This window comes from Faecalicatena contorta, from assembly GCF_003149105.1.
GTDB classification, from domain to species: Bacteria; Bacillota; Clostridia; order Lachnospirales; family Lachnospiraceae; genus Muricomes; species Muricomes contortus_C.
In genome coordinates this window covers 81079-101628 of record NZ_QGDS01000006.1, presented here as the reverse complement: position 1 = coordinate 101628, position 20550 = coordinate 81079, and the positions used below count along the sequence as shown (strand labels likewise).

Here is a 20550-nt window from a genome sequence, read left to right as displayed (position 1 = left end):
ATCGTTAAACTATTGTCGTTAAATTATTATCGTTAATTAATTAACGATATTTTCAGAAAAAAAGTCCCCCTTTCTTTATTAAGAAAGTATACTTGAGAAACCACTATATGTAAAATGTATTTACGATATGTCCATTATACTCATTTTATATGAATCTACCCTTTTACTTCTAGTATCATCTGCTTTAGCTTATTTGCGGCAATATTTAAGTGACGGCTGTTATCTTCGACAATACAAATTGTCCGGGTTGGAACTTTCTGTAAAAGCGGTATTGGAATCACCTCTCCTTTTTCGATGGCTTCCCTCGCAAATTCCTCGGGAATAAAAGCAAGACCTATGTTATTTTTAACAAGCGGCAGTAATTGGTCGGTCGTTGCCGTTTCCGTATCCGGCATCAAAACAAGGCCGTGGGTTGAATAAAAGGTATTATAAAACTCACGGGTGGTCGTATTTTTCCCCAGACAGATCAACGGATATTGAGCCACTTCTGCCAGACTTAAAGGTTTTTTTGCCAGGGACTTATACTGATGACTGCCAATTAGTATTTCCTGAAAATTCTTAAGGCCAGTCTCTAAAAAAGGTCTTTTTAGGTGAAGCGGGGTTGTCACCAGGGAAAAATCCACAGTTCCATTCTTTAATGCCTGCACTGCCTGGGGGGTGGTCTGATTGGAAAGACGCAGGCGTATCTTCGGATACTTCTCGTGAAACTGGCTCAGTACCGGTAAGAGTATGCCATGCAGTGCCGTATTACTAACCCCGATTGTTACCACTCCGCTCTCCAGATTTTTATCATTTGCCAATTCAAGCTCTGCTGCTTTCAATTGTTCATATGCCACCGCCACATGAGCGTAAAGCTTTTCTCCCTCAGGTGTCAGGCTGACGCCTCTGTTAGTTCTGACAAATAACTTACAGCTCAACTGATTCTCGAGGTTGTTTATATACTTCGTTAAATTAGGTTGATTACTGTTTAAAACATTTGCTGCCTGAGTAAAGCTCTGGTATTTTGCCACAAAATAAAATATACGGTAATAGTCATATGTGATTTCCATGTTTTCTCCTCACTCTTTCAATTGTTATTTTTATAACATAAAATATCTATTTAGTCTAGTATAACTTACTTCCCATACATAATCTATATATTCAATATGCTATAAATACTTTTTACATATACTAAACCTTGTTATATACTCACACATAAGCGAAAAAGATATTTTTTTGCTTTTCAATTGTTATTATTTTAACGATACATGGAGGATGCGTAATGAATCAAAATTTAACAAAAAGAATCCGAAATGCTGGATTGTTGGAAAAGGTAATGTCCGCAGATGATGCGGTTGCTTTCATTGAGCCGGGAATGACACTCGGTGTCAGCGGATTTACCATTGCAGGCTATCCAAAGGTAACCGCAGCCGCACTTTCCCGCCGGGCAGATACAGGGGAAAAGCTGGACCTCACCGTTTATTCAGGTGCTTCTCTCGGCGATGAATTTGATGGTGAACTTACCCGTAAAGGTGTATTTAAAAAAAGAATTCCCTATCAGACTAATAACGACCTGCGAAATGCAATCAACGCCGGTAAGGTAGGGTACTTCGATATGGCTCTCGGCGAACTGCCGGTCTGGATCAAAAACGGGATTCTCAATCATATCGATGTTGCGGTGATTGAAGCTGCTGCTATTGATGAGGACGGCAATATTATTCCGACCACTTCAATCGGCGTATCCAATACCTATGTAGAATATGCTGACAAAGTAATCGTTGAGCTCAACACCTATGTACCGGAGGAAATAGAAGGGATTCATGATGTGTTCTCTCCTCAAAAGGCACCAAATACGGAACCTATCATGATTATAAAACCAAGTGACCGCATCGGTACTCCTTACATAAAATGCGATCCCTCTAAAATCGTCGCAATTGTCGAAAGCGATGTGCCGGATAACGGGCGGGCGGTAGCTGCACCTGATGACGAGTTCAAACAGATGGCTAAGAATCTTATCAGCTTTCTGGAAAACGAAGTGAAAGCCGGACGATTGTGTAATCCTCTGCCGCCCCTTCAGGCTGGTATCGGCAGTGTGACAAACGCTGTATTGGATGGTTTACAGACATCAAACTTTGAGCACATGACCGTTTACTCCGAGGTGCTCCAGAATTCAATTTTTGAATTGATGGACAGCGGTAAAATAGACTTTGCCTGTGCAACTTCACTGACTCTTTCTTCTGATGTCAGAGATGAGTTCTTTAAGAACTTCAGCCGCTACAAAGATAAAATTATGCTTCGGCCTCAAGAAATCAGCAATGCCCCCGAGGTAATCCGCCGACTGGGTATTATCGCAATTAATACAGTAATTGAGGCGGATATATACGGCAACACCAACTCCACTTATATTGATGGACACCGTTTGATGAATGGTGTCGGCGGTTCCGGTGATTACTGCCAGAATGCCGGGCTGGCCATATTTATTACTAAGTCAACAGCCAAAAACGGGACTTTATCCTCGATTGTGCCACTGGTCAGCCATATCGATCATACGATTCATGAGATTCATGTGCTGATTACCGAGCAGGGAGCTGCTGATCTTCGGGGTCTCGACCCTATTGATCGTGCCAGAACTATCATTGACAACTGTGCTCATCCGGATTTCCGCCCGGCACTGCACGCTTACCTGGAGGAAGCAATCGAATGCTGCCCCAATAAACACAAGCCGGTCAATTTAAAAGCGGCTGCAGCGTTCAAAAAACAAACTAATAAATAGTACATAGGAGGCAAACAATGGAACAAGATGTAAACAAAATGATTGAGGAACTAGTTAACAAAGCAAAAGCTGCCCAAAAGGAATTCGAAGAAAACTTTTCTCAGGAACAAGTTGATGAAATTGTCCGTGCAATCGGCAAAGTAGTCTATGACAATGCTGAAGAACTGGCCAAAATGGCTGTTGAAGAGAGTAAGATGGGGGTATACGAGGATAAGGTAGCTAAAAACTACGGAAAATCCAAAAATATATGGAACAGCTTAAAGGGCAAAAAATCAATCGGTATTATTGACGAAGATAAAGAAAAGGGAATCATCAAGGTTGCTAAAGCAAAAGGTATCGTCGGAGCTGTTACTCCGGTCACAAATCCTGTTGTTACACCGATGTGTAACGGAATGTTTGCTTTAAAAGGACACAATGCAATCATCATCTCCCCTCACCCAAGAGTAGAAAAGCTGAATAAGTACTTGGTCGACCTCTTCCGTGAGGAATTGAAAAAATTAGGCGCTCCGGTCGATCTGTTCCAAACCATCGAAAAAACTTCTATTGAAGCAACCAACGTATTGATGAAGAATGTTGATGTAGTTGTAGCTACCGGCGGCGGTGCCATGGTTAAATCTGCTTACTCAAGCGGTAAGCCGGCCCTCGGTGTCGGCCCGGGTAACGTACAGGTAATCGTTGACCGTGGTATTAATTACGAAGAAGCTGTACCCAAAATTATCGCCGGCCGTATCTTTGATAACGGTATCATCTGTTCCGGTGAGCAAAGTGTATTTATTCCCAGGGAAAATTACGACGAAGTGATTGACATCTTTAAGAAAAATGGTGTTTTCTATGTTGATAACAAGGACGATGTCGCTAAGTTCTCGGAAGCAATCTTCCCGGACGGAGGCATTATCAACCGCGATGCAGTCGGCCAGAGCGTGCAGGTTATTGCCAAACTTGCCGGAGTTGAAGTTCCGGAAGGAACCCGGATGATTCTTCTGAAAGCCAGAAGCCTGGACAGAAATGAACCTCTCTGTAAGGAGAAAATGTGTCCGGTAATGATCAGCGCTGCTTACGATACCTTTGAAGAAGCAGTTGCACTCGCTCAGGCAAACCTGGAGTGGGAAGGAAAAGGTCATTCCGCTGCTCTTCACAGTGATGATAAAGCACACATTGAATATGCGGGGGAACACCTTACCGTCAGCCGTCTCGTAGTAAATCAGGCTTCTTCCACAGGAGCAGGCGGCAGCCTTTACAACGGCTTTTCTCCGACTACTACGCTCGGATGCGGATCCTGGGGTAATAACAGTATCTCAGAAAACTTAAACTATACGCATTTAATCAATGTTTCACAGATTGGTCTTTTCAATAAGGATGCTAAGGTTCCTAGTGATGAGGAAATCTGGAGTTAGGTTTTACTCTTAAACATCATAGCAAAGTCATAAAATTAGAAGCTGCTGCACAAAAAGATGTGCTGCAGCTTCTTACTTTTAATCAAATTATTTCACAGCCAGCGTTGCCCAAAATGTGGGAACCCCATACTCCCTAAGAATACCCTGTCCATTCGTATCCTCATAGAGGTCAATCAGCATAAATCCCGCCATTAACCTGCCATCTTTTTTCATAATGCGGTAACATTCCTTCCAGACATGCATCACATCTTCAATAAAGCAATTTGATACAGGATGAAAAATTAAGTCAAAGGAATCGTTGTCAAAGGGCAGCGGCTTTGTCATATCCGCACGGACAGCATTGATTTTATACCCTTCTCTCTCTGCAACAGACAAATCGCTTTCTATTTGCTTCTCCGAATAATCAAGAACCGTACATTCGGCGCCGCACGCGGCAAAAATAGGCATTTGCTGGCCGCCCCCTGAAGCAAGGCCGAGAACCTTTTTACCTCTCAGATCAGGATACCACTCTTTCGGTACTGGCTTATTCGGTGTCAAAAGCATTGACCATTTGCCATTCAGTGCTTCCTCAAACTGTTCATGGGAAATCGGCACACCCCACTCCCATCCATCCTCAATCCATCTATCTACCGCTTTTGCATTAATCTGTGTATAATCCATACATTTTCCTCCATAAAAAGACCCTGCTGAACTGTAACTAAAATACTACTGTACCTGATTTAACCGTCCCCAAACGTCCTCCCGCACCTTTTGTATGGATGTAACCGCCTCTTCTTCCGTTTTTCCCTTTGCATAAAAGTACAGTTTCACCTTCGGCTCCGTACCGGATGGACGTATTGAAAACCATATTTCGTTTTCTAAGACAAACTTTAAAACATTTGATTTACTGATATCCTTATACCCTTTTTGGTAATCAATTATCTCTTTTACTTTGAAACCTCCGAACTCACCGTAATCCCCTGTCCGAAAGGCTTCCATCATGCGCTCAATACGTCTCGCCCCTGCAATGCCCTCTAACACGAGAGAAACTTGCTCTTCTTTGTAATATCCATACTGTTCGTATAAATCATAAAGGACCTGAAGAAGCGTCTTTTGCTGCTTTTTATAAAATGCTGCGGCTTCACAAACAAACATGGCAGCACTTATGCCGTCTTTATCCCTGATTTCATCACTTATTGCATAACCAATGCTTTCTTCGTACCCGAACAAATATTGGAATCCGTTCCTCTCCAGCTCCGGTATTTTTCCACAAATGTTTTTAAAACCTGTTAAGGTCTCAAACATCTCAACTTCATATGCTTTACATATGGTTGTTCCCATATCCCCTGTTACGATAGATTTTATCATAGCCGGACGCTCCGGGATTTTTCCCGCTGCCTTTAACCCCTCCAATAAATAATGAATTAAAATTACCCCTGTCTGGTTTCCGTTCAGCGCAATGTAATTTCCATTTTCATCCCGCACCTCAACTGCCATTCTGTCCGCATCAGGATCCGTGGCAATTAATACTTCGGCACCCACATCAGCTCCCAGTTTTTCTGCCAGGGCAAAGGCATTTCTGTCTTCCGGGTTCGGGTATCCCACTGTAGTGAAATCCGGGTCCGGATATTCCTGTTCAGGCACAATATGAACATTGGAAAAGCCCCGCTCTTCCAAAATTGTTCTTACTGGCTTACTTCCCGCCCCATTGAGGGGTGTATAAACAATAGGAATCGTTTTTTCCAGCTCAGCCCCATCTCTGATTGCCAGAGACTTCACCAGATTCATATAATCCCGGTCCATCTTTTCGGAAAGAACTGTAATAATTTTTTCATCTGCTGCCTTATCAAAATCTATGCGCACAGCTCCTTCAAACATATTGACCTGTGCTATTTTTTCAGACATCCCATCTGCGATTTCTTCCAGAACCTGTGCCCCATTTTCCCAATATACCTTATATCCATTATATTGCTTCGGATTATGGCTTGCAGTCACATTAATCCCTGCTGCCGCCTTTAACTGAAGAATTGCATAAGACAATTCCGGTGTCGGACGCAGCGATTCAAAAATGAATACATTTATCCCATTTGCCGCTAAAACTTCTGCGGAAAGTACAGCAAATTCCTTCGAGAAATGCCTGCAGTCATACGCAATAACAACTCCTCTTTGTTTATAATCCCTGCCCTTATCTGAAATAAAATCGGCTATCCCCTGGGTCACTCTTCCGACAACAACTTCATTTATTCGATTTGTTCCTGCACCCAACTTTCCTCTGAGCCCTGCCGTTCCAAATTCAAGCTCTTTGCAGAAACGGTCTTCTATTTCTTCCGTATTTCCTTCTATCTCTTCCAGTTCACGCTGTATTGATTTGTATTCCTTCAGCCTGTCCCGCCATTGTAAATAAATCTCACCAGCTTCCACTATAAATACACCTCCGTTATATCTCTTTCTTTCACCAGGCTTTACTTAAACAAATAACTCGTCATTGAAAGAGAGCCCAGTACACAGGAATCATTAAAAACACTGACTTTATCCTGCTGCTCTGATGCACCTAAAATATAAAGAAGAGGTGCAAAATGATCCATCATTTGAAAAGCAAGTGCTGCTGACTCTCCAGCCCCTGAATAGTTTATTATATTCTCATATTCTTTATTCAATATATTATTTTTGATGTATTCATCAAATTCCAAAGCCCACGGATAGCCTCCTTCCTCCATGGACCAGTTGACCCTGGAAAGATTATGGACAATATTGCCGCTTCCCAGAATTAATACACCCTGTTCCCGCAGCCTGCGAAGCTTCTCTCCAGTTTCATAACAATCTCTTGCGGAAGCCAGTCTATCCACGCTCATCTGAAATACAGGTATATCCGCCTGGGGATACATCCGGCACAATACGGACCAGGAACCGTGGTCCAGCCCCCAGGAATTATCGATTTGGATATTCTCTCCAACCAGCTCCTTTGTCAAACCTGCAAAACGGGGCGCACCGGGAGCATTATAAGCAACCTGGTACAGTTCCTCAGGAAAACCATACATATCATAAACCATTTTGGGAAAAGGTACATCCGTAACTCTCAGCCCCGGTGTATACCAATGGGCAGAAATTGAAAGAATAGCTTCCGGCCGTGGAATTTGTCCGCCAAGAGTTTCCCAATATGCGGAAAAACGGTTATTTTCAATTGCATTCATGGGAGAACCATGTCCCACAAAAAGTACAGGCATATGTTTCATCGTATCACACCCTCCATCATATAATTCCCAAATTGTCATATAGTACTGTTACTTTTATTCTTACTGCACTTAGATATATGTACGATTCTGTCTCACTTTCGAATCACATTTCCTTCCCGCCTCGGCGCCGTCCTTCTGTATCTGACTGCCGGATATCCAATAAGCATGCAGCAGGCCACGGTCTGTTCTCCTATCTCAAGCCATTCCCTTAATTTCGGGCTTATACTTATCACCCGCATCATATAACCGCTGAACAAGGCCCCCAGACCTTCTGCAACAGCCATATTCTCAATGTTGGCCGCTGCGAGGCCACCGTCCAGAGAATGATTATCTGATGTAATAACCAAAAATGCAGGTGTATTGTAAAGAAGCGTATCATCTTGTGGATCTTTCTTCCATTTCTCATAAAAGCTTCTAAACACTCTTGCATATAACGGAGCATCTTTTTTAAGCACTTCCAAAATCTCCGGCATCGTCTCCCACACCAGATTTCTGAATTCATCCATCTTATCCTGAATAAAAACAAAGGTACTTGCCTGTTTATTTTTGGCGGTAGCTGTATAACGTCCTGCATCTAATATATGCTTTACCTTTTCTTCTTCTATTTTTTCAGGCTTAAAGTTACGAATACTTCTCCTGAATTTTATAGCATGCAACATATTCTCCGGCTCTATGCGGAACGTTTCCGGATCATATTCGTCCACATCCTCCATATCATACTCTGGAATAGAAACTGCCTGCACCGGACAGACAGCTACACAATGTCCGCATTGAATACACGGTCCTTTATTCTCAGCTTTTCCATCTGTTAGATGAATTATCTTTGCCAGGCAATCTTCCGCACATACCCCGCAGCCAATACATAACTCCTGATTTATCAATACCATAGTCTTACTCCTTCCATTTTACAGACACTTTCACAAAAGTATATCTTGTTGAAGATTAGTAGTTTAATAAATATACCGTCTTGAACGTTAGTAGTTCAATAAGTATGGGCTAATATTAAAATAATACCATAGTTTAAAAGGTTAAGCAATTATACCCAGAAGTGTAGGCTTAGTTTTGGTTTTTGAGAAAATAAATTGACACATTCGTTGTACAAAAGTATAGTTTAGTTAGAATTCAAACTATGCACCAATGATTGGGAGAGAGGATATGAAACAAAAATATTATGAGGACCAAACATTTGAAAATTTAAAATCAGACGGGAAAGTAATTACAGACTGTGAGTTTGTAGATTGTAAATTTATAAATTGTACGTTTGAAAATTTCCAATTATCCAGAAGTATACTTTCAGGATGTATTTTTCAAAAATGCAGTATTATTCACTAAAAGCCCAATATTCTCAAATCCGATTTGCAGAGTTTGAAAGCTGCAGCTTAGTAGGGATTCATTGGAACGAATTATTGCCAGCAGGAAAGCTAAGCTGGGACTATCCCAAAGATTGTGTAAACCTTCAAACTGATGTAAGATAATTACAACAGTTTGGAGGTTTTTTATGGCTAGAAGAAAAGATGAATCACCACAGAAAAAAGCAATGCGTGAAATGATGAAAGACTATCTTAAAAACAGCGATGTCAAGATCAAAGATGGCGCAGATGTCAACTCTGCAATGCGAGATATGATGTCTATTCTATTGGAGGGTGTCTTGGATGAAGAGTTAGATGAAGAACTCGGTTATACCAAGTATGATTATCGTAACAAAGATACCAACAATAGTCGCAATGGGCACTCATCCAAGACAATGCATACCTCATATGGAGATATGGAATTAGATGTCCCCAGAGACCGTAAGGGAGAGTTTGAGCCACAAGTAGTCAAGAAATATCAAAATACTGTTACACAGGACATGGAAGAAAAAATCATCTCCATGTATGCAAAAGGTATGACTACTGGGGATATCGAAAGTCATCTACGAGAATTGTATGATATCGAGATTTCTGACAGCACCATCAGCAGAGTGACCGATAAAATCCTTCCAATCGTGCGCGAATGGCAGGAACGACCTTTGGAAGAAATCTATGCGGTTGTATTTATGGATGCCATCCACTATCATGTTCGCAGTGAAGGACGTATCGTAAAGCGTGCAGTTTATATCGTTTTAGGAATTGATATGCATGGACATAAGGACGTGCTTGGAATGTATGTCGGCGAGAATGAAAGTGCGAAGTTCTGGCTTTCTATCATGAATGGCTTAAAGAATCGCGGCGTAAAAGATATCCTGATTGCTTGTGTAGATGGTCTGACAGGTTTTCCGCAAGCAATTGAGGCAGTATTTCCGAATACAGAAGTGCAGCACTGTATTATTCATCAGATCCGTAACTCTACCCGGTTTGTATCCTACAAGGATTTAAAAGCCTTAATGTCTGATCTGAAACGTGTTTATGCTGCAGCGACGGAAGAGATTGCTTATTCAGAATTGGAGCGTTTTGGCGAGATATGGAATGGAAAATACCCTAAAATCTTTAAATCGTGGAATGACAATTGGGCAACGCTCTCTACATATTTCAAATATCCTGAGCCTGTTCGCCGCCTGATTTATACGACGAATGCTATTGAGGGATTTAACCGCCAGCTCCGCAAAGTGACCAAAAGTAAGACGATTTTCCCATCAGATGATAGCCTGTTAAAAATGCTCTATCTGGCAATGATGGACATTACTAAAAAGTGGACCGGCCACCGACAGGACTGGGGTGTAATCCACTCTCAACTTGAAATTTATTTTGAAGAACGTCTGGAAGGTTATTAGAAAAATGAGGCCGAAATCCATCGGCTTTATTGACATGCTCTGAAATGGAGCTATAATACACACAAGGGGCAAAGCCCGAAAAATCGGCTTTGCCCCAACGTAACTATCAACATTTCTTAAATCAGTTTTTTGCGTTTACACAAAACTTGAAACAGTCTCGCTAAGCTAAAAGGGGCAAACATTTTGTCCCCCGCCATCAAAAATTCTCTATATTAGATTTTAACTGTAAGATTTTCTTTTCAATTTCGTCAATGATATATACAAACTCCTTATCCGCCTTCCCACTTGGATCATCCAGCCCCCAGTCTTCCCTGTATTCACAGGGAACCGCCGGACAGGAAACATTACATCCCATCGTAATAACTATATCCACCGGAGGAATCTCTTCCAACAGTTTTGAATACTGGTTTTTCTCCATATCAATACTGTAGATCTGCTTCATCAGTCTTAACGCATCCGGATTGATATTTAATACTCTTTCTGTACCTGCCGAATAAACCTCAAACATATCCCCCGCCATGTATCTGCAAAGTGCTTCGGCTATCTGCGAACGACAAGAATTATGAACACATACAAAAGCAATTTTCTTTTTCATATTCCTCCTACATGGATAGTAGCTTATCACCCTTAATTTCAGCAGCACTCCAACTGATTACTGCATAATTACCATTAGAATGCTTATCTACACGATTAATCCACTCTATTTCGTGGCTGGCTTTTGCTCTTAATAGAGCATTGGTTGTATTGGCCGCATACATTGATGAATTTATCACCCACCACTTAGCTGCAATTTCAGCCCGTTTCAAATCTTCTTCTAATCGCAATGCCTCATATACAGGTGTTGTTTCAGCTAATGTTACAATGAGCACTTCGGTTTCTTCTTCATTTCTCAAACGTGGCAAAAGTTTCTTCACCGGCTCAGGAATGGTCCCTTGTGTACGCTGCACCTCCCTATGATAGCTTTGTGTAGAATCAAGAAGCAGCAAGGTGTGACCCGTTGGTGCGGTATCAATAACAACAATCTCACTCTCAGCTTTCTCCACAATTTCTGCAAACGCCCGGAATACCGCTATTTCTTGTGTACATGGAGAACGCAAATCTTCTTCAATATAAGCAATATCATCTGCAGACATTGTTTCTCTCGCTTTTGCCAGGACTTCTTCCTGGTAACGCTTCAACTCTCCTTGTTCATCGATACGGCTCAGGGTTATATTCTCATTTTCTTCAATTACAAACTTTAGATGAGCCGCCGGATCAGTTGTTGTTAAATGAACCTTCTTTCCTTTTGCCGCCAACCCTAGTGCAACCCCAGCAGCTATCGATGTCTTCCCGACGCCGCCCTTGCCCATTGTAAAGATAACCTTTTTTCCGCTGTCGCACAAATTATCAATAATCTTTGACAACTTCGGTATTTCCGATACATTTAATGACTCATCACTCACCACCAAAGTATCTCTCACCAACAGATTCCGAACATTCTCCATTCCGGTAATGTTATAAGCCCGAAGAGGCACCGTATAACTCGGAATCCCCTTAATACCATCCGGCATATTTTTCAGAGCGTTCTGCTGTTTTTCAAACAGGCTGTCAGAAACTGCATCATCATGCTGCTCCAATACTCCATTGATTACCAGCATCTGATTATTCACATTTAAATCCGCCAGTTCTCTGGACGCCCGTTCCGCTTCCTTCAATGGCGATACTTCTGGACGTGATACAAGAATTAAAGTTGTCATATCACCATTTGACAACGTCTCCACTGCTTTTTTATAAATATCCTTGCGTTCTTCCAGACCGGAAAGTTGACCCAGGCATGATACTCCATGGGTACTTTTGCTAATAAAATCACTCCAGGCAGACGGCAATTGAAGCATGCGCAGTGTATGGCCAGTCGGTGCCGTGTCAAAAATGATGTAATTATATTCACTTTCAGCTTTTTCATCAGTAATAAAATTTGAGAACTCATTGAATGCAGCTATCTCCACTGTACAAGAGCCTGAAAGCTGCTCCTCCATATTCTCAAGCACCACATCCGGCAGTTTTCCGCGATATGGTGCAATTACACTTTCCCTGTACTCTGCTGCAGCCTGAATGGGATCCAGATTGGCAACAACCAGTCCCGGCACTTCTGAAATCGGTACGCCTTTATTCGTCAGCTCAGTGTGAAACACATCCTGAAGGTTTGATGCCGGGTCAGTGCTGATAAGCAGTACTTTCTTTCCATTGTCCGCTAATGTAACAGCGGTGGCACAGGCAATAGATGTCTTTCCAACACCACCCTTGCCAGTATAAAATAAATATTTTGTAATCGGTAATTGTTTCAAATCAAAAGCAGCCATTAACAACATTCCCCTTCGTAATCACATTCATTTCCGCATTTACATTCTTCAGACTGTTCAGATGTTTCCCCGTCCAAATAATCTTTCGGAATCTGAAGCATCTCTATGATTTCATCGTTTGTCGGATATTTCTTCGTTTTCACTATCTTTCCATCTACCACTGTAGCCGGAAGCGAATCTACACCATCCCCCATAATCAGCTTATTGATGTCAGCATTGCTTATAAATTCCTGAGGGAAATTAGTCAAGTTAAAACGTTGTACGCTAACCCCATTATTCCTCAAATTGTTAACTACTGTTGATATCCGCAGTAACTCGGTATCGACCCCAACACCACAGATACCTGTTTCACAGCACATTGCCGGTTCATAAATCTTCATTTCTTTCATAATAAATACCCTCTCTTCCTATATTTTTATATTTTGTGCTCTTCCCGAAACCATCCTCTCGTGTTATTTGCTATTTTCACGAGAACCAACATTACCGGTACTTCCACCAAAACCCCTACCGTAGTTGCCAGTGCTGCCGGTGAAGTCATCCCAAATATGGCTATTGCCACTGCCACCGCCAATTCAAAAAAATTAGATGCTCCTATCATTCCGGCCGGCGCTGCAACATCATGTGGCAGCTTTAATACTTTACTTGCACCGTAAGCGATAAAAAATATAAGTACTGTCTGAATGACCAGAGGAATTGCTATGAGCACAATATGCAGCGGATTAGATAATATCATATCTCCTTGAAATGAGAAAATGATAACCAGCGTCAATAATAATCCTGTTACAGTTGTATTACTGAATTTAGGAATGAACTGATACTGAAAATACTCCTCTCCCTTCTTCTTTGTAACCAAAGATCTTGTTAATACTCCTCCGCCGAGAGGTATCACAACAAACAATACCACCGAGAGAATTAATGTGTTCCACGGTACAGCTACATTACTTATACCCAATAAGAATTTTACAATCGGTACAAAAGCAAAAAGTATAATCAAATCATTTGTCGCAACCTGCACTACGGTATATGCGGCATTTCCTTTCGTCAGATAGCTCCATACAAAAACCATTGCTGTGCAGGGGGCTGCTCCTAAAAGCACTGCACCAGCCAAATAATCTTTTGCTAAATCTGACGGAATAACATTCTTAAAAACAATGTAAAAGAAAAACACCGCTATTCCAAACATGGTAAATGGCTTTATCAGCCAGTTAGCAACCCACGTAACAAATAGTCCCTTCGGATTTTTCCCAACATTCCGGACGCTCTTAAAATCAACTTTCATCATCATAGGATAAATCATCAGCCAAATCAGAACCGCCATCGGTATTGATACATTGGCATATTCGAACCGCCCCAAAAACTCTGGTATAGCAGGTAGAAACTGACTAATCAGGATTCCCACTGCCATGCAGATGATTACCCAAAGCGTAAGATACTTTTCAAAGAATCCAATTCCTTCTACTTTTTGTTTACTCATACTCTCTGCTCCTTTAATTAAAATATTTGTCCGCATCAAATCGACATTCGTCGATATGTGCTTTTTCAAAAAAGGCTGCCTGACAGCCTTTTTTATTACATTATCTACAATCTGCTTTTCTATTTTTAACTTCAGTAAATGTTTCCAAAAGTTTTTGTGCCTTTCTGATGCCCTCCTTGTCGATGGTATAATACATCCACTTTCCATCTCTGCGGCCCCGCACAACCTGGGCATCAGTTAATATCTTCATATGGTGCGACAGCGTAGACTGACTAATCTGCAGCTTCTCCAGTAACTCACAGGCGCAATGCTCACCTTCGGTTAAAAGTTCTAAGATGTATAATCTATTTTCATCACAAAATGCTTTATATATCTTCGCAGTTTCTCTTAAATATTTTTCCATGGTTTTACCTCGCATCGATATATATCGATATGTAAACATTATCATTCATATTGATATATGTCAATATGTATTCACATTTTTATTTTATGCCTGAACATTGGCAGGATAGAACAGACATTCCTCTTTTAAACACTCATTGTTTTCTTTGAAAAATCCACAGGCAATGCGTTCTGGCAGCTCCATCTTAATCCCGCTATTCTTTTCTGTGTATGCCGCCGCTTCTTTGATGGCCAAGAAGGAATCCCGTTTACAACACCTTGGGCCTCCATGCCGGGCAATTGCAGTCAATGCAGCAGCAGTCATAAGATTAGATTTCTGCCACTCTTCTTTTTTTAATGGTGTACATTCAGTAATGATACTGTAATATATTCCGGTACTTACCGCTGCTCCGCAGCACCCATACAAACCACAAAAACCACCCGGCACCTGCTTTCCACGTACCTCCATCTCTGATAACGCGCTTTCCAGATTAATATCTCCGCCGCTGTTCGCGTAAGCTGTCAGCAGACTGGCTCCTACCAGTATATGGTGCTCGGGGCCATGCATATAAATATAGGGATAAGTCATAATGCTTCTGGCTATTTCAATAGGGTTTCTGGATTTACTGTTATGACAGACATTGATGATTTCTTTTATTCCCTTTTTACTATGACATTCATCACAAACATAGTGACCGCCTGCACATTTTGCATTACTTAAATGCTCTGTATTACATACCACACACGCCATTAACTCTGCTTTTTCTAAATATTGAAGTTCTTCACCGCAAATAAGACACGCATTTGCTTTTCTTTTTAATCTGCCTGTTTCTTTCATTTCAACCTAATCTCCTATAGACTGATAATTTATTTCTAAATAACTGATTGGCATTTCACACCATTCGTCAATAAGGTATGCTTCTTGAACTACTAACGTTCAATAAGATATTATTTATATCATATAATACCACGTCACACCTTACACGTCATTAAAACAACATCTATTAATATTATAATTTTCACATGCTTGCTCTTTTTGTTTTCATAAGTTACAATTAAAACCCTCCACTATAACACCAGACTTTAATATGTGGTATTATTGTGCAATAGAATGGCGGTGATATTTATGAATACTTATAAGACATCCGAAATTGCGCATAGTATTGGAATCCATCCCAATACAGTGCGGCTATATGAGGAGCTTGAACTGATACCTAGGCCAAAGCGTAAAAAAAACGGCTATCGTGTCTTCACGGATTTTCATATGGAGCAGATTAAATTCGCAAGAATTGCTCTAAAGATTGAAGTCCTGCAAAATGGCCTGAGAAAACAAGCAATTACTATTATCAAAACCTCTGCACTCGGAGATTTTGCCAAGGCAATTTCTTTAACAAAACACTATTTGCAGCAGATTCGAAACGAGCAAGAAAATGCCGAAGAAGCCATAGCAATTACCGAAAAGTTGTTATCAGGTGACAGGCGGGAAGCAAGCGCTGTGTCTTTAAGCAGAAAAGAAGCAGCGGATTATTTGCAAATTTCAATGGACACTTTAAGAAATTGGGAAATGAACGGCCTGCTTACAGTAAAGCGAAAACAAAATGGCTATCGTGTTTATACCGATGAAGACATTCGGCGGCTGAAAATCATACGTTCCCTGCGTTGTGCAAATTACTCTCTTTCAGCCATCTTACGAATGCTGAATACCCTATCTCAAAATCCCGGAGCAGATATTCGGCTAGTGATTGACACCCCAAAGGAAAATGATGATATTATTTCTGTATGCGACAAGCTGCTGACATCATTACAGTATGCGGAGCAAAACGCAAAAATTATGCTCAGCCACCTTTATAAAATGAAAAAACAATTTCCGGCAAACCCTACACTTTAACACCAGACTTTGTTCTGGTGTTATTCTTTTTCTGCAAAGAAAAAAAGGAGGGATTTCATCACATGGAAACAACGATTGAGGTAAAGAACCTATGCAAATCTTACGCCCATGTCAAAGCAGTGGAAAATATCAATTTCTCCATTTGCCGCGGGGACGTATTTGGTTTGCTGGGTGCAAATGGTGCAGGCAAAAGCACCACAATTGAATGCATTTTAGGAACAAAGAAACAAGATAGCGGAACAGTATCCATTCTGGGAATGAATCCGCAGAAAGAGCGGAAAAAATTGTTTGAGAGAGTCGGCGTTCAATTTCAGGAAGCGAACTATCAGGACAAAATAAAGGTGGCTGAACTTTGTGAGGTCACTGCTTCTCTTTACAAAAACTCTCTGGATTATGGCACTCTTCTAAAACAATTTGGGCTTTTTGAAAAGCGCAAAAGCCTTGTCAGTGAGTTGTCTGGAGGCCAGAAGCAACGGCTTTTCATTGTGCTTGCACTAATTCCAAATCCTGACATCGTATTCCTGGATGAGCTGACTACAGGCTTGGACGCCAAGGCTCGGAGGGATGTCTGGAAAAGACTTTCCGCCTTAAAAGCAAAAGGCATTACGATTCTATTAGCCTCTCATTTCATGGACGAGGTGGAAACGCTTTGTGACAAAATCATGATTTTAAAAAGAGGAGAAAGTATTTTTTATGGAACAGTACAAGAGGCCATTGAAGCCAGCCCATATGAAAAATTGGAGGACGCATATCTTTGGTACACAGACGAGGAGGTAGAAAATGAAAGCATTTAGAGCTCTGTTGAAAACGGAAATAAGGTTATCTCTCCGCGGGATGGATATGTTTATTTTTGCTATCTGTATGCCTGTTGCTGTTGTTATTATTTTGGGATCAGTGTTCGGAAACAAGCCGGCTTTTGACGGTGCGGGATACACTTTTTTGGACCAGTCTTTTGGCGCAGTGTCAACGATTGCCGTTTGCGCCGGAGGTGTAATGGGACTTCCCCTTGTCGTATCTGATTACCGGAGCAGAAAAATATTAAAAAGGTTCAAGGTAACACCTGTCAGCCCCGCTCTTATCTTAACGGTACAGCTTGTTATTTATGCGCTTTATTCCATTGCTTCACTTATCCTTGTTTATGCAGCAGGAGCAATTTTTTTCGGCTATCAGCTGCAAGGTTCATGGCTGGAATTTTTAGGAGCATATTTGCTTGTTATGCTGTCAATGTTCAGCATAGGGCTGTTGGTAGGAGGAATTGCACCAAACACAAAAATAGCAGGTGTTGCTGCCAGCCTGCTGTATTTTCCAATGCTTCTCTTTTCAGGTGCTACTCTTCCTTACGAAGTGATGCCCGTTACACTTCAAAAAGCAGCAGATATATTGCCGTTAACACAAGGAATAAAGCTCCTCAAAGCTGCTTCACTCGGATTGCCGATATCCAGCGTTTTTATTCCAGTAATTGTGATGATTATAATTGCTGTAATATGTGTTACTATTTCTATTCGCTTTTTTAAGTGGGAATAACCAAAGGAAGGGCGCAGTCTTACACTGCGCCCCTAAAATATCCAGCTCTTTTCTGTCACCGATAACGGACCAGTCAACCGTTGTTTCTGAGCCGAATACGCTGAATTACCCGCTGCCTGGATTTCCTGTCATCAGCTTATTTTACTCGCCACAGAATCCCGTTCTATTAACACCGGTACCGCATTGTAACTCATAGCGGCCTCTTCTCCCCTAATCATATTCAGTATGATAGCTGCAGCCTCCCGGCCAAGTTCCCGTACCGGGTTTTTCATCGTCGTGAGCATCACCCTGGATCTCTTGGCAATATCTGCATCATCAATCCCCACAATAGAAATGTCCTCTGGTACAGAGATATGATGAGATGAGTAAATTTCCATCAGTTCATATGCAATCTTATCGTTATAGCACACATAAGCCGTATTCCCATTCATTCTGTTTAAATATCTGTCCTCATCCTGCTTCATACGGCTGATATCCTCAGTTGATACCCATATAATATGAGATTCTCTGAAAGATAACCCCGCCTCTAAAAGCGCCTCCACATATCCATAATACCTCCGCAGCCCCTGCCCATCATCCGACTTGAATATAGCTCCTATATTCTTATGCCCCTTTGAAATCAGGTATTTCGTAGCCAGCTTTCCGGCCAGTATATCATCAAGAACTACACGGGGCACCTCAAGCTGGGGATAGTAAGAATTTAAAAATACCACCGGGACTCCTCTGCAGGCCAGTTTTTCAAAAAGAGGAATATTGGGATTTGGGAGTGCACTCTTAGTCGGTTCTATAATCATTCCAGCTACATTGTTTTCTTCTATAAGCTGATTTAAGATTTCCCGTTCTTTTTCTACAGAATTGTTTGTAAACATCAGCTGCATCATATAACCTTCTCTGGCAATCGTATGTTGGATTTCCTGAATGATTCTGGGAAAAATATAATCATCAACATAGGTTGTTACTACTGCTATCTGCATACTGCCGGACGGTTCAGCACCGCTGTCTGCTTTCCTGATATATGTTCCGCTTCCACGCCTTTTCACTACAATATCCTCATATTCCAGCTTTGAAATTGCATGCCTTACCGTCTGGCGGCTTACAGAAAAGAGTTCAACCAGCTCCTTTTCAGAATACATCCGCTCTCCCGGTTTTAAATTCCCAATGTCTATCTGCTGTTTAATCCATTCGAATATCTCAATGTATTTTGGCTGTGCACACATAGCTTCTCCTTTTATAAAGAAAATCTCCGTTTTCTCACTGTAAATTATTTACCTAAACGAATCACATTCCATGATGTTTTATGAAGAATACTTGTAATGATACCTCCATCCATTTTGGATTGACTTGCCTTCTTCGGTGCCACCCTTTCATTTCCCGCGCTGTTTACAATTTTCATATTATCATTTTCCAAAACAATATGTTCCAGAATCCGGTAACCTTCCAGTCCCCTTATATCTGTCTCGAGTTCTATATCCTCATCCAGATTACGGTTAACTGCAAAAATGGTCATTTCCTCTTTTTCTTCATTCCATACTGTCACACTTTCTATATCCGTAACTTGTTCATGACACGCTGTATCATGCACCGGTGTATCAAGAACCGGACGAAGCACTACTCCACGCCCATATTGTGATGTATGCATAAATGGATAGAAAATGGTCTGCTTCCATGCTGCACCTCCGTCTTTATCTGTCATAATCGGGGCAATGACATTCACAAGCTGTGCGAGACATGCCATCTTTACTCTGTCCGCATGTTTTAAAAGAGTAATGAGCATCAGTCCAACCAGCAGAGCATCTTCAAATGTATAAACATCCTCCAGAATTGAAGGTGCAACCTGCCACGGGCGGTTTTTCATGGTATCAACTTCCTCCGCTCTGGAATGGAACCATACATTCCACTCATCAAAGCTTAAATTAATATTCTTTTTTCCACGTTTTTTTGCCTTTACATAGTCGCACGTTGCAATAACTGAACGGATAAATTCATCCATATCATCTGATTTTGCAAGGAAATCCGCGGTATCATCTGCCTCATTTCCATAATATTGATGGAGGGAAACATAATCCACAAGATCATATGTACATTCTAATGTTTTAGACTCCCACTTTGGAAATGTAGGCATCTCCAGATTGGAGCTTCCGCATGAAACCAGTTCAATGCTGGGGTCAATCAGCTTCATCGCTCTTGCGGTTTCCTCCGCAAGCCTTCCATACTCGTCCATCGTTTTGTGACCTAACTGCCACGTGCCGTCCATTTCATTTCCCAGACACCATACTTTAATATTGTGAGGGTCTTTTACTCCGTGGGCAATACGCATATCGCTGTACTTCGTGCCGCCGGGATGATTACAATATTCTAAAAGATTACATGCATCTGCAATTCCACGGGTCCCCAGGTTAACAGCCATCATCATCTCAGAATTTACCTTTTCTGTCCATTTTGCAAATTCATTTACTCCGATTTCATTCTTTTCCAGACTTCTCCATGCCAGTTCCAGCCTGGCCGGTCTTTCATCCACCGGACCTACACTGTCCTCCCACACAAAACTGGATACAAAATTCCCGCCTGGATAACGGATAATCGGAACATCAATCTCCTTTACCAGGCAGATGACATCTTTGCGAAATCCATCTTCATCCGACAGCGGATTGCCCGGCTGATATAATCCATCATATACCGCCCTTCCCAAATGCTCTATAAAAGAGCCATAAATTCTTTTATCCACCTCTGCTACTCTATATTCCTTATCAATAATCATTTTTGCCTTTTTGGCCATGTCTTTAAACCTCCTCCAGTATGATACGCAACATTATCCCGTTCTTCCTTTGGATAATATT

Annotated in this window: 20 protein-coding genes; 7 read left to right on the top strand and 13 right to left on the bottom strand. The window is 41.4% G+C overall.

What is annotated here, in order from left to right; translation table 11 throughout:
- Positions 1 to 155 precede the first annotated feature (155 nt).
- Positions 156 to 1049, bottom strand: coding sequence for a LysR family transcriptional regulator (locus A8805_RS11510; RefSeq protein ID WP_109711241.1), 894 nt, complete (start codon positions 1047 to 1049; stop codon positions 156 to 158).
- Positions 1050 to 1261: 212 nt separating this feature from the next.
- On the opposite strand from A8805_RS11510, the gene A8805_RS11505 reads away from it, so the two are divergent.
- Both A8805_RS11505 and A8805_RS11500 read left to right on the top strand, forming a co-directional pair.
- Positions 1262 to 2752 carry a succinate CoA transferase gene (locus tag A8805_RS11505; protein ID WP_109711239.1) on the top strand — a complete coding sequence of 497 codons (1491 nt, stop codon included), beginning with the start codon at positions 1262 to 1264 and terminating at the stop codon, positions 2750 to 2752.
- A gap of 17 nt (positions 2753 to 2769) precedes the next feature.
- The gene (locus tag A8805_RS11500) at positions 2770 to 4146 is read left to right on the top strand and encodes an aldehyde dehydrogenase family protein (protein ID WP_109711237.1); all 1377 of its coding nucleotides are present in this window, start codon (positions 2770 to 2772) and stop codon (positions 4144 to 4146) included.
- A gap of 87 nt (positions 4147 to 4233) precedes the next feature.
- Here the strand turns inward: A8805_RS11500 and A8805_RS11495 are convergent, their stop codons facing one another.
- Genes A8805_RS11495 through A8805_RS11480 form a run of 4 tightly spaced genes read right to left on the bottom strand, consistent with a single transcriptional unit; the run spans position 4234 to position 8245 of the window.
- Positions 4234 to 4806 carry a class I SAM-dependent methyltransferase gene (locus tag A8805_RS11495; RefSeq protein ID WP_109711235.1) on the bottom strand — a complete coding sequence of 191 codons (573 nt, stop codon included), beginning with the start codon at positions 4804 to 4806 and terminating at the stop codon, positions 4234 to 4236.
- Positions 4807 to 4851: 45 nt separating this feature from the next.
- Complete coding sequence (locus tag A8805_RS11490; RefSeq protein WP_109711233.1) at positions 4852 to 6546, bottom strand: phospho-sugar mutase; 1695 nt, start codon at positions 6544 to 6546, stop codon at positions 4852 to 4854.
- Positions 6547 to 6587: 41 nt separating this feature from the next.
- A complete protein-coding gene (ygiD, locus tag A8805_RS11485; RefSeq protein WP_242992366.1) occupies positions 6588 to 7397 on the bottom strand; it encodes a 4,5-DOPA dioxygenase extradiol in 810 nt (269 codons plus the stop codon).
- A gap of 53 nt (positions 7398 to 7450) precedes the next feature.
- A complete protein-coding gene (locus A8805_RS11480; protein ID WP_109711229.1) occupies positions 7451 to 8245 on the bottom strand; it encodes a nitroreductase family protein in 795 nt (264 codons plus the stop codon).
- Positions 8246 to 8495: 250 nt separating this feature from the next.
- Between A8805_RS11480 and A8805_RS23125 the strand changes: the two genes are divergently transcribed.
- Together A8805_RS23125 and A8805_RS11470 are read left to right on the top strand one after the other, a co-directional pair.
- Positions 8496 to 8690: a pentapeptide repeat-containing protein gene (locus A8805_RS23125; RefSeq protein WP_109711227.1), complete on the top strand. Its 195-nt coding sequence runs from the start codon at positions 8496 to 8498 to the stop codon at positions 8688 to 8690.
- A gap of 205 nt (positions 8691 to 8895) precedes the next feature.
- Positions 8896 to 10107: an IS256 family transposase gene (locus tag A8805_RS11470; RefSeq protein ID WP_181392817.1), complete on the top strand. Its 1212-nt coding sequence runs from the start codon at positions 8896 to 8898 to the stop codon at positions 10105 to 10107.
- Positions 10108 to 10303: 196 nt separating this feature from the next.
- Here A8805_RS11470 and A8805_RS11465 read toward each other — a convergent pair whose 3' ends face one another.
- The 6 genes from A8805_RS11465 to A8805_RS11440 form a co-directional block, all read right to left on the bottom strand.
- Positions 10304 to 10702 (bottom strand): arsenate reductase ArsC, encoded by a 399-nt coding sequence (locus A8805_RS11465; protein WP_109711223.1) that lies wholly within the window; start codon positions 10700 to 10702, stop codon positions 10304 to 10306.
- Between the two features lie 7 nt (positions 10703 to 10709).
- A complete protein-coding gene (gene arsA, locus A8805_RS11460; protein WP_109711221.1) occupies positions 10710 to 12446 on the bottom strand; it encodes an arsenical pump-driving ATPase in 1737 nt (578 codons plus the stop codon).
- On the bottom strand, positions 12446 to 12835 hold the full coding sequence (arsD, locus tag A8805_RS11455; protein WP_109711219.1) for an arsenite efflux transporter metallochaperone ArsD: 390 nt from the start codon (positions 12833 to 12835) through the stop codon (positions 12446 to 12448). Before arsD ends, arsA begins: the two co-directional genes overlap by 1 nt.
- Before the next feature lie 26 nt (positions 12836 to 12861).
- Positions 12862 to 13920 carry an ACR3 family arsenite efflux transporter gene (gene arsB, locus A8805_RS11450; RefSeq protein WP_109711217.1) on the bottom strand — a complete coding sequence of 353 codons (1059 nt, stop codon included), beginning with the start codon at positions 13918 to 13920 and terminating at the stop codon, positions 12862 to 12864.
- 100 nt (positions 13921 to 14020) lie between these two features.
- Positions 14021 to 14323, bottom strand: a complete 303-nt coding sequence (locus A8805_RS11445; protein WP_109711215.1) for an ArsR/SmtB family transcription factor — start codon at positions 14321 to 14323, stop codon at positions 14021 to 14023.
- Between the two features lie 84 nt (positions 14324 to 14407).
- On the bottom strand, positions 14408 to 15139 hold the full coding sequence (locus tag A8805_RS11440; protein ID WP_109711213.1) for a DUF5714 domain-containing protein: 732 nt from the start codon (positions 15137 to 15139) through the stop codon (positions 14408 to 14410).
- A 288-nt stretch (positions 15140 to 15427) separates the two neighbouring features.
- Between A8805_RS11440 and A8805_RS11435 the strand changes: the two genes are divergently transcribed.
- The 3 genes from A8805_RS11435 (at position 15428) to A8805_RS11425 (ending at position 17713) form a co-directional block, all read left to right on the top strand.
- Positions 15428 to 16189 (top strand): MerR family transcriptional regulator, encoded by a 762-nt coding sequence (locus A8805_RS11435; protein WP_109711211.1) that lies wholly within the window; start codon positions 15428 to 15430, stop codon positions 16187 to 16189.
- 62 nt (positions 16190 to 16251) lie between these two features.
- Positions 16252 to 16983, top strand: a complete 732-nt coding sequence (locus tag A8805_RS11430) for an ABC transporter ATP-binding protein (RefSeq protein WP_109711209.1) — start codon at positions 16252 to 16254, stop codon at positions 16981 to 16983.
- On the top strand, positions 16970 to 17713 hold the full coding sequence (locus tag A8805_RS11425; protein WP_109711207.1) for an ABC transporter permease: 744 nt from the start codon (positions 16970 to 16972) through the stop codon (positions 17711 to 17713). The genes A8805_RS11430 and A8805_RS11425 overlap by 14 nt, the downstream gene beginning before the upstream one ends.
- A 131-nt stretch (positions 17714 to 17844) precedes the next feature.
- Here A8805_RS11425 and A8805_RS11415 read toward each other — a convergent pair whose 3' ends face one another.
- On the bottom strand, positions 17845 to 18930 hold the full coding sequence (locus tag A8805_RS11415) for a GntR family transcriptional regulator (protein ID WP_109711205.1): 1086 nt from the start codon (positions 18928 to 18930) through the stop codon (positions 17845 to 17847).
- A gap of 44 nt (positions 18931 to 18974) precedes the next feature.
- Positions 18975 to 20489 (bottom strand): alpha-N-arabinofuranosidase, encoded by a 1515-nt coding sequence (locus A8805_RS11410; RefSeq protein WP_109711203.1) that lies wholly within the window; start codon positions 20487 to 20489, stop codon positions 18975 to 18977.
- Between the last annotated feature and the right edge of the window lie 61 nt (positions 20490 to 20550).

What these genes read in the sequence shown, in the direction of transcription:
- A8805_RS11510 (WP_109711241.1), bottom strand. Translation starts at nt 1,049, where the DNA reads ATGGAAATCACATATGACTATTACCGTATATTTTATTTTGTGGCAAAA.
- A8805_RS11505 (WP_109711239.1), top strand. Translation starts at nt 1,262, where the DNA reads ATGAATCAAAATTTAACAAAAAGAATCCGAAATGCTGGATTGTTGGAA.
- A8805_RS11500 (WP_109711237.1), top strand. Translation starts at nt 2,770, where the DNA reads ATGGAACAAGATGTAAACAAAATGATTGAGGAACTAGTTAACAAAGCA.
- A8805_RS11495 (WP_109711235.1), bottom strand. Translation starts at nt 4,806, where the DNA reads ATGGATTATACACAGATTAATGCAAAAGCGGTAGATAGATGGATTGAG.
- ygiD (WP_242992366.1), bottom strand. Translation starts at nt 7,397, where the DNA reads ATGACAATTTGGGAATTATATGATGGAGGGTGTGATACGATGAAACAT.
- A8805_RS11480 (WP_109711229.1), bottom strand. Translation starts at nt 8,245, where the DNA reads ATGGTATTGATAAATCAGGAGTTATGTATTGGCTGCGGGGTATGTGCG.
- A8805_RS23125 (WP_109711227.1), top strand. Translation starts at nt 8,496, where the DNA reads ATGATTGGGAGAGAGGATATGAAACAAAAATATTATGAGGACCAAACA.
- A8805_RS11470 (WP_181392817.1), top strand. Translation starts at nt 8,896, where the DNA reads ATGCGTGAAATGATGAAAGACTATCTTAAAAACAGCGATGTCAAGATC.
- A8805_RS11465 (WP_109711223.1), bottom strand. Translation starts at nt 10,702, where the DNA reads ATGAAAAAGAAAATTGCTTTTGTATGTGTTCATAATTCTTGTCGTTCG.
- arsA (WP_109711221.1), bottom strand. Translation starts at nt 12,446, where the DNA reads ATGGCTGCTTTTGATTTGAAACAATTACCGATTACAAAATATTTATTT.
- arsD (WP_109711219.1), bottom strand. Translation starts at nt 12,835, where the DNA reads ATGAAAGAAATGAAGATTTATGAACCGGCAATGTGCTGTGAAACAGGT.
- arsB (WP_109711217.1), bottom strand. Translation starts at nt 13,920, where the DNA reads ATGAGTAAACAAAAAGTAGAAGGAATTGGATTCTTTGAAAAGTATCTT.
- A8805_RS11445 (WP_109711215.1), bottom strand. Translation starts at nt 14,323, where the DNA reads ATGGAAAAATATTTAAGAGAAACTGCGAAGATATATAAAGCATTTTGT.
- A8805_RS11440 (WP_109711213.1), bottom strand. Translation starts at nt 15,139, where the DNA reads ATGAAAGAAACAGGCAGATTAAAAAGAAAAGCAAATGCGTGTCTTATT.
- A8805_RS11435 (WP_109711211.1), top strand. Translation starts at nt 15,428, where the DNA reads ATGAATACTTATAAGACATCCGAAATTGCGCATAGTATTGGAATCCAT.
- A8805_RS11430 (WP_109711209.1), top strand. Translation starts at nt 16,252, where the DNA reads ATGGAAACAACGATTGAGGTAAAGAACCTATGCAAATCTTACGCCCAT.
- A8805_RS11425 (WP_109711207.1), top strand. Translation starts at nt 16,970, where the DNA reads ATGAAAGCATTTAGAGCTCTGTTGAAAACGGAAATAAGGTTATCTCTC.
- A8805_RS11415 (WP_109711205.1), bottom strand. Translation starts at nt 18,930, where the DNA reads ATGTGTGCACAGCCAAAATACATTGAGATATTCGAATGGATTAAACAG.
- A8805_RS11410 (WP_109711203.1), bottom strand. Translation starts at nt 20,489, where the DNA reads ATGGCCAAAAAGGCAAAAATGATTATTGATAAGGAATATAGAGTAGCA.